Below are 7,811 nucleotides of genomic sequence, written 5' to 3' on the forward strand. Positions count from 1 at the left end.
GCTTTCAATATTTTGTTGAAAGCTTTGAGAGATACCTCCCTGACAGGAGAGCTTGCTGCTTTTTCTGTTTTGCCATACACGGCTATTCTGGGCTTAGTCCGGGATTTACCGGGTTAAATGTATCTGTCCTTAGAGGAAGTCAAATCCCAAATTGAGCGCGAGCGTCGGTATCTTTTGAAAACTTACAAATAAGTTATCCCAGCGGTTCCAAGTCTACCGGCTCGCTTTCAGTCCACAAATCCATCTCGATCCTCTGCTCGTCCCAAACGCGATCAGACAAATCGTTTCGCCCTTGCAAGTCCTCAGAGCGGCGGCGCCACACCAAAACGGCTTTCGACGGGTAAACGATGTAAGGCTGCTGCGTGCGCCGGGCAGTTGGGTTTGTGTAGCCGGAGTCGCGGACGCCGTTGGGAACTATTTCCGCAGTAGATAAAGCTAGCAGCTCTTCTATTTTGTTGAGTCCCTCGTTCTCTGTGTTGGCGTAGACTTGCATCTGGCGGCCGTTGTTGAGTTGCGCCGTGACTAGCTTTTGCCCGCTGGTGTAGAGTTTAGCCGCTAGTTTAATCTTGTCCCAAGTTAGGTCACGCTTGGCATCGGGAATTGTCACCTGTCGCTTGCGGGCCCGCTTCCCGTCGGGCATTACCCAGGGAGGCTGTTGTTTTTCTTTGAACTCAATGATCAAATAGCGTTCCTGAAAATTAGGCCGCACGTAATCGTCAACAGGGGTACCGTTGATGAGAACTCCCACATCGCGATTGCCGAGCATTTGGTGAGTCGCCAAAACATTAACAACAGTCGGCCTCATCACTGCTTCAGGGCCAGACAATACAATGCGCTCGTCGGGAACCGATCGATCTGGAGTAATTTCTATGGTGCGATCGGTACCGAGTACCGAATTATTTGCCACCTTTTGCATCGCCAGCCAAGCATCAATGCCGCCCGCGACGGCGTAACCGGCCTCGATACAAGCTTCTGTGCCTTCTTCAAAGCCTTCTTCTACAAAATTTCTTAAAAAAGTATTGGGAATCGACTCAATTGATTTCTCAATGGCGCCTGCAATTGTCCAACTTTCTCCCGTTCCCCATTTGTCTATTTTCTCGCTTCCAAACAAACCTCTAAGAGCAATTCCCAGCGGATTTGCTGGATTTTTCAATGCTCCCCTAACATTTTTGTAAAGCCACAAAAATGAGGATTGCACTCCCATCCTAAATCCAGCCTGGATTACTTCACCAGCAGCGTCGAGCAGCTCGTCCAGGGCTTGCTCGCCAACTTCCTTTAGCAAGTGAGTTGCCAGCGCTTCATTGAAAGTCATAATGGCAGCAGCCGGAACTAAACCGCAACCAATCCAGCCGATCGCCCGTCCTACTGCACCCCCCAACACGCCGCCAAAAGCGTCCCACAATCCCTGGATTTGTTTGTCGATTGCTTCGTCTGAAATATTCCAGTTAAAATTAGCGATAAACTGAGTACCCCCAACAATCCAACTCCACAACTTAGTCCAACTGAACGAAATTAATTGAACAACCCCTGACACCAGAAAACCGACGAATCGCGTCGCACCGTCCCAAATAGATTCTAGGAGTCCTTTATCTTGAGAAGTCGTCGTTGCGCTCGCCGACCAAGTGCGGATAATGTTGCCACCCGTCGAAGATTCGCGCATTTTGCGACTAGCCAAATCGCGCAGAACCAACCCAATTTTTTTTACTGCATCAGCCATTTGGTTTACCTGCTTGACCTATGTTGTCGCCAATCTGTCTGATGCGGGGTCTGCGGTCTCTGGATCGGCCGTAGGGGGTTTGGGCATCTTCAATTCCCGTCTCAAAGCCAAATCCATCCTCTACCTGATCGAGGAAATCTTCCCAATCTTTAACGTGCTTAGGTTTACTCGGGTCATCGTCTTTAGCTATAGGATTTTCTAGTTTTTCGCTTAAGTCAGCACTTCCTTTGATTGATTCCAATATTTGCGATTTGATGTCTTTTTTAGGGTCTACTTGCCGCCAATGTACTGCCCTAGTGATTGCAGCAGCCTGCAACAAATCTAATAAGGAATGGCAATTTAATAACTTAAGCAATCTCGAACTTTCAATCCTTGCCTGCAAAGCTAGCGGGCGTAAAGATGCTGAAATTATTGAATTTTCATTCCTAAGATATCTCGCTGGGTTTCCTTGTTTGTATACTCAATGCCTTTGACGTGGATTATGCTTTCCTTGATGAGTTCATCAATTGACTCGGCTTTTGGGGTAAACGTTGAGGGCATTTCAATGTCCGATTCGTCATAAGGGAAATTCATGTACTTGGCAATTGCCATGCTTGCCAAGTAAGCTTTAATCGCTTCTTGGCGCCCCATTCCGGACTCGCACAAGTTGCGAGTTGATAAAGCGACGAGGGCTTCTACATTTGCTTGCAAACTGAGGATTTGCCCCTCCATTTCGGCAATTGATTCTGCCAAATTTGGGAATTTAATTTGTTTGCCCTGGTCGCCTTCTTTTGTTAAATCGCTGTATTTAACATCAATTTGAATTTGCCACTGACCCCAGCGTTCGTCATCACGCTGGAACATCCACATCAAAAGATCGGCAAAGTCTTCAATTTTCTCTTGGAGCGGTTCTGCTGGTTGTTGACCTTTTTCAACTGTTTGAATAATCGTACTAGGAAGCTCGCCGGGAAACTTGCTAATCCCCAGTCTTTTGTGAATTTGGCGCATCAATTTGATGGATTCGCGACAGCATTCATCCATTTCTTTTCTAGGTGGTGAATTGGGGGGAACAGGAAAAAAGGCTGGGGGCAGTACAAGCTCATTGAAAGGAACTCCGATAGATCCATCCGAGCATATAGGTGGCGAGCGAATAGAAATCAGGGAAACCTTGAAATCAAAAACCTCTCCTGGCATTCCGCCAAATCCTTGATAATCTTTGTGGAAATATTCAGTGTAAGTATATTCCTGCCGAATTGTGACAATATAAGAATCAAAAGTCCTGCCACGGTTAGACAACCAAAATGAATTGATTTGCAGAGTAACGTCGAATTTCTTCTCAAACATTACCCATTTGCCAGCACCAAACGACTTGTCGGCATCTGACGGGAATTTTGGGTTGTAGCCAACATAATCCGCCCCATTCATGTTTTTTACACCGTACTCAAATTCTTCTGCTATTTTTTTTAGAGCTCCTGAGACGGGAAGGGCGGCGGGCCACCTCCATGCCTGTATCATTGCAGTCCATTTGACGCCATCCGGGCATTGAGATTGAATATTTAAATTATCAGGAATATAGATTGTTGGTGTTGGCGTAGGTGTTGGCGTAGGTGTTGGCGTAGGTGTTGGTTCTTTCTTCTCAGGAAACCCAAAACCAAGCTGAATAGAAATCGGCGTCCCCGGAATTTGCACCGAAAATCCTACCCCTACGCCTTCAGAGGATTTAGAAACCTCAACACCAATCCCGACCACCTCGCCGCTAACACTTCCGCCCTCTATTTGACCCGTACTGGTATTGACAGTGACGCCCCCGCCAAGTCCGACTACTCCCCCCGGAATCTCTGCGCTGCCAGCGATCGAAATCGAACTTTTAGAAGGATCCTCATAATTGGGGTTTCCGCTGATGTCCAACCCTATGGGGCTTACATCCACACTGACTCCCCCGGTTACTGACACTCCACCAATATTTGCCACTTCGCGGGTGACTCCAATTCCACCGCTGGACGCTGAGGGCTGAGATTTTTGACCCATGTCTACGCCGCTATCTTTGCCGAGGTCGATCGCACTTGACCCCCTTGTGGCGCTGGGCGACAGAGATGATTTAGACGAAACCCTAGACATAGCTCGCCTCTATTCCCGAAATTCGGGATGGACTACCTTCGGCGATCGCCCAAAGTTCACCTGTCAGCGTTTCCTCGGTTAGGTTCCCTCCACCATTGGAGGCCAAATAAATTCCTGAACCTACCGCAACGCTCGAATTGCCAGCAATCCAAATATCTGCATTCCCGGTATTTGTTGCGTAGAAAATGGCTCTATTTGCATTAGCCAATCTAAATCTAGTCGGGGCTGTTGAAGGGATGTCAATACCATAAGGGATGGCACTTCCCACAATCTTATTTACTGGCTTGGCTATCAAATCAATCTCGTATCTAAAATCGCCCTCGAAATTAATATAATCTCCTGCCCCAAGAACGCCATGACCATAATTAATTATTGATATCCCCAACCTGTCATCCGGGCTTAGTAACTTTAATTGATTGATTGTAAGGTAGGGAATTGTAAAGGGAATTGTCGTCTCTCTTCCTTTATTCTGCAACCTTGCGGTTGCCAAGTTTGACCAAGTTCCCCCGCCTTTTCGAGCGTGAAACCTCACCCCAACAAAAGGATAATCCTCCTCAATCGCAAGCATCGCAGCAATTTTTTCTGCTGCTGTCATCTCCGGGTAAATATCGGGGTAAGGCGCCCTCTTGAACGAAGGCAGATCTATCGCGCCACTAAGTGCTTCTAGGTAGAAGCTTCTCCCTAAGTGGTGGGAATTAACCAGCGAGTTGTATTCGGCGAATGCGTCCGCACAATTCAATATTTCAATGATTCCCGTGCCATCGGCACTCGTGACGGTTCGTCTAAAAGTCCTGGTGTTTTCTAATTTGTTTTCTGCCATTGGTTAGGTTAAGTAAGTTTTCCCTTCAATAACAGAGCCGCCACCAGGCAAAATGATAATTTCTATAGGGAATTCTAGCGATGCACTAAACGTTGCATTTGTGCCACCGCTGTTATTGAGCACGTGTTGGCACCGCGTTACGGCGGTGATTTTGTCAGGGTTTTTAGCCAGGTCTAATTCTAGGAGTTTTAGGGCAATCACAGCTTCCATTGCGGCCTGTGCCAAGTTTGGCGCCAAGCTGCTTCCACCCGTTCCGCTTGTAAAAGTCGAGCCGACGAGGTAATGGGTTGCGGCGTATTGGGAAACACCGTTAGCGGTATTGCTCGCGGTTGTGTTGATCAATAAGTCGATGTTTGCCTTTTTAGTAGACAGGTTTGCCGTAATACTTATTTTGTCGGTTCTGTCTACCGCAACTCGCGAGAGCCGATTTTCCTCCTGTTCGAGCAGCCCAAGAATGCCGTAAACATAACGCTCCTTACTGGCCGGCCCTGTTGGGGCCGAGTAAGAAGTTCCCGAGACAGTAGCTCCGGCGCCTGATGTGTGTGGTGCCATATTGATAGCAAGTTAGTAGGAATCTATTCTCAGTTTATGCAGGATTTTGTTGTAAATATGATTGTCGTTTTTTCTTAAGAAGTTGCTCTTTTAGATAAAAGAGCAACTTCTTAAGTTTTAACTACTCCCTCGCTGTACGGGTTTGAGGCGCTAGAGTATAAAGGGGTGTTAAAAGGTTGTCGATTGTCTTGTTTTTAGAGGGAAAGGGCAACAGGTGAAAGTTAATGGATTTGGACAGGCCTCGAAAATGACTCAAGACATTTACGAGCGAATCAGCAAACATTTTTTTACAGATGTTCACAGGGTTTTCTTGGCTGTTTCTTGGTACACTGGAGAGAGACCGGAGGCTATACTAAAAAGCAAGGTTTCGCAATTTTATGTAAATCCATCTAGGCGCATCGTGCGCTCGGAAATAATCTACAGCGCGACGACACGGAAAGACAAGAAAACCAGAGAAGTCCCCTGTCACATTGCTCTGGAAAAAATTCTTCGAGATTATGAATGCTTGGAGGATGGCTATTTATTCCCGTCCCGAGTTAAGCCGGGGAAGCCTTTGTCGCGGCAGGCGATCGATCGCGCTTTTCGACGCGCATTAAAAAAAGCCGGCCTTGAAAATCAGGGATATTCCCTGTATTCAGCGAGAAGGGGCTTTATCACGAGGCTAGATAACCTCGGTTGCAGCCCTGGGCTGATTAAATCCCTATCCGGTCACGCGAGCCTTTCGTCACTCGGGCGATATATCGAAATTTCAGAAGAACAGCGCAAAAATGCGATCGCAAATTTCTAAAAATGACATTATTCAATATTTCCCCACAAGCTTCACAGCAACAGCCGACAAGTTTCTCTAACTCAAACACCACGGTTAGCTTTTCCCTGACTACTGCGACAACGACGATCGCTCCCGATCGCCCTGGCAGAAATCGAAAAGGAGCAATGCTTTACAACGCGGGTACGGCAAATGCAATTTTTAATTTGGGGACAACCGTATCTCCAACCATTTTCACCAAAGAACGAGACGGAAGCCCCAGGCTTTAGACTTGGGGAGGAAGTCGCCAGCGGTTTCAACCGCCTTCAATATTTTACATAACTAATTGAAAGGTTATGTAAGAATTAAATCGTAAGTAAGAACAACCATCTACGTGTTGAAACACTCTAGTATCGGAGAAATCCCGGCACAGTGAGCCACCACTACGATCGTAGTAAGCCTGTATAACTGACAAGTAACGGCAGAGTGTGAAGCGTACCTATCTGGCAAAAGTGATGGACTCCGAAAGCAAGCACATACAATTTAAAAGTAAGCGCAATTGCAATACCTTTTGTACTGGTAGTTGTTTTGAGCGTCTAGAGGTGCTTTGATAACGCCTTTGAGAGTCCCTTTGTGGTCTTAATCAAGAATCCCCCCGATTTATCGGTGGGGAGTATCAAGGCCGAGCTTTTACCTGGGGGGTATTTTTCCGATCCAAGTGGCTGGCAAGGGCCGATCGTCGCGCGCGCTACTTCCTCCCCCACTGTTATCAACGTCACTGAGCCGATCGTTATTATCTAATGCTGCAAAACCCAATTACTGAGCCTCAAGTACCCGGTGCGATCGCTCGCGACTCTGAGGTAGCGGCAGCGATAAACGCACACTTGGCGGCCGCAGACCCTCACGCTCAGTACCTGCTGCAAGCCGAGGGAGACGCGCGATACCGACTAGCAGGGGCACTGACTGATGCTGATATCCCTGCTGCAATCGCTCGCGACTCTGAGGTAGCGGCAGCGATAAACGCGCATTTGGCGGCCGCAGACCCTCACGCTCAGTACCTGCTGCAAGCCGAGGGAGACGCGCGATACCGACTAGCAGGGGCACTGACTGATGCTGATATCCCTGCTGCAATCGCTCGCGACTCTGAGGTAGCGGCAGCGATAAACGCGCATTTGGCGGCCGCAGACCCTCACGCTCAGTACCTGCTGCAAGCCGAGGGAGACGCGCGATACCGACTAGCAGGGGCACTGACTGATGCTGATATCCCTGCTGCAATCGCTCGCGACTCTGAGGTAGCGGCAGCGATAAACGCGCATTTGGCGGCCGCAGACCCTCACGCTCAGTACCTGCTGCAAGCCGAGGGAGACGCACGATACCGACTAGCCGGTGCACCCCTTCTTACGTCAGTGCCGCTGCCCACTGCCAACGTGGCGGGGAATTCCGCTGCGATGTCATGGAATTCTGTTCAGATCGGATTTGGGACAGCTGAATTTTGCAATTATTCCGGCCTTGGCGGGGGAGATGCATTTAATTTTTTTCGATTGCCTGGTAACGAACCTTCACCTCCCACACTCTCTAATAGGGTTTCGCGCATTGATATTTCTGGGGCCTACATTCAGACTTCCGATAAGACCCACATTCCGCACCCCCAACTGGCACATACACTGCTTGAGGGGGTAAAAGTGAATTATCCGAGATAATAGTGAGTAAAAACACCCAGAAATCTGTGCAATTATCGCATCACCCAGTTAGAGATTCCTAAAAATTAACGTGAGGGCATGAATTAAATCTTCTTAACCCATAAAACTTCAAAAATCAGACCATTAACAACTATTAATTGCCAGCAAAAATTTTCAGAGATGTAACAATAATACATCACT

Annotated in this window: 8 protein-coding genes; 3 read left to right on the top strand and 5 right to left on the bottom strand. The window is 47.9% G+C overall.

Translation table 11 applies throughout. From position 1 onward, the window contains the following. Nucleotides 1-193 precede the first annotated feature (193 nt). The 5 genes from QZW82_RS31825 to QZW82_RS31845 are packed head-to-tail and all read right to left on the bottom strand — an operon-like array spanning nucleotide 194 to nucleotide 5,186. On the bottom strand, nucleotides 194-1,717 hold the full coding sequence (locus tag QZW82_RS31825; RefSeq protein ID WP_293158280.1) for a hypothetical protein: 1,524 nt from the start codon (nucleotides 1,715-1,717) through the stop codon (nucleotides 194-196). Then, entirely contained in the window at nucleotides 1,710-2,072 is a 363-nt protein-coding gene (locus QZW82_RS31830; protein ID WP_293158282.1) for a hypothetical protein, read from the bottom strand. Before QZW82_RS31830 ends, QZW82_RS31825 begins: the two co-directional genes overlap by 8 nt. 53 nt (nucleotides 2,073-2,125) lie before the next feature. After that, on the bottom strand, nucleotides 2,126-3,814 hold the full coding sequence (locus QZW82_RS31835) for a hypothetical protein (protein WP_293158285.1): 1,689 nt from the start codon (nucleotides 3,812-3,814) through the stop codon (nucleotides 2,126-2,128). Then, nucleotides 3,807-4,634 carry a hypothetical protein gene (locus QZW82_RS31840; protein ID WP_293158288.1) on the bottom strand — a complete coding sequence of 276 codons (828 nt, stop codon included), beginning with the start codon at nucleotides 4,632-4,634 and terminating at the stop codon, nucleotides 3,807-3,809. The genes QZW82_RS31835 and QZW82_RS31840 overlap by 8 nt, the downstream gene beginning before the upstream one ends. A gap of 3 nt (nucleotides 4,635-4,637) precedes the next feature. Beyond that, on the bottom strand, nucleotides 4,638-5,186 hold the full coding sequence (locus QZW82_RS31845) for a hypothetical protein (RefSeq protein WP_293158291.1): 549 nt from the start codon (nucleotides 5,184-5,186) through the stop codon (nucleotides 4,638-4,640). A 247-nt stretch (nucleotides 5,187-5,433) separates the two neighbouring features. On the opposite strand from QZW82_RS31845, the gene QZW82_RS31850 reads away from it, so the two are divergent. The 3 genes from QZW82_RS31850 (at nucleotide 5,434) to QZW82_RS31860 (ending at nucleotide 7,631) form a co-directional block, all read left to right on the top strand. Continuing rightward, the gene (locus QZW82_RS31850) at nucleotides 5,434-5,973 is read left to right on the top strand and encodes a tyrosine-type recombinase/integrase (protein ID WP_293158294.1); all 540 of its coding nucleotides are present in this window, start codon (nucleotides 5,434-5,436) and stop codon (nucleotides 5,971-5,973) included. Nucleotides 5,974-5,975: 2 nt separating this feature from the next. Next, on the top strand, nucleotides 5,976-6,221 hold the full coding sequence (locus QZW82_RS31855; protein ID WP_293158297.1) for a hypothetical protein: 246 nt from the start codon (nucleotides 5,976-5,978) through the stop codon (nucleotides 6,219-6,221). A 510-nt stretch (nucleotides 6,222-6,731) separates the two neighbouring features. Continuing rightward, entirely contained in the window at nucleotides 6,732-7,631 is a 900-nt protein-coding gene (locus QZW82_RS31860; protein ID WP_293158300.1) for a hypothetical protein, read from the top strand. The last annotated feature ends 180 nt before the right edge of the window (nucleotides 7,632-7,811 follow it).

It is taken from the genome of Microcoleus sp. bin48.metabat.b7b8b9.023, assembly GCF_013299185.1.
In the GTDB taxonomy this organism is placed as follows: Bacteria; Cyanobacteriota; Cyanobacteriia; order Cyanobacteriales; family Microcoleaceae; genus Microcoleus.

Coding starts and splice junctions, on each gene's coding strand:
- QZW82_RS31825 (WP_293158280.1), bottom strand. CDS start 1,717: ATGGCTGATGCAGTAAAAAAAATTGGGTTGGTTCTGCGCGATTTGGCT.
- QZW82_RS31835 (WP_293158285.1), bottom strand. CDS start 3,814: ATGTCTAGGGTTTCGTCTAAATCATCTCTGTCGCCCAGCGCCACAAGG.
- QZW82_RS31840 (WP_293158288.1), bottom strand. CDS start 4,634: ATGGCAGAAAACAAATTAGAAAACACCAGGACTTTTAGACGAACCGTC.
- QZW82_RS31845 (WP_293158291.1), bottom strand. CDS start 5,186: ATGGCACCACACACATCAGGCGCCGGAGCTACTGTCTCGGGAACTTCT.
- QZW82_RS31850 (WP_293158294.1), top strand. CDS start 5,434: ATGACTCAAGACATTTACGAGCGAATCAGCAAACATTTTTTTACAGAT.
- QZW82_RS31855 (WP_293158297.1), top strand. CDS start 5,976: ATGACATTATTCAATATTTCCCCACAAGCTTCACAGCAACAGCCGACA.
- QZW82_RS31860 (WP_293158300.1), top strand. CDS start 6,732: ATGCTGCAAAACCCAATTACTGAGCCTCAAGTACCCGGTGCGATCGCT.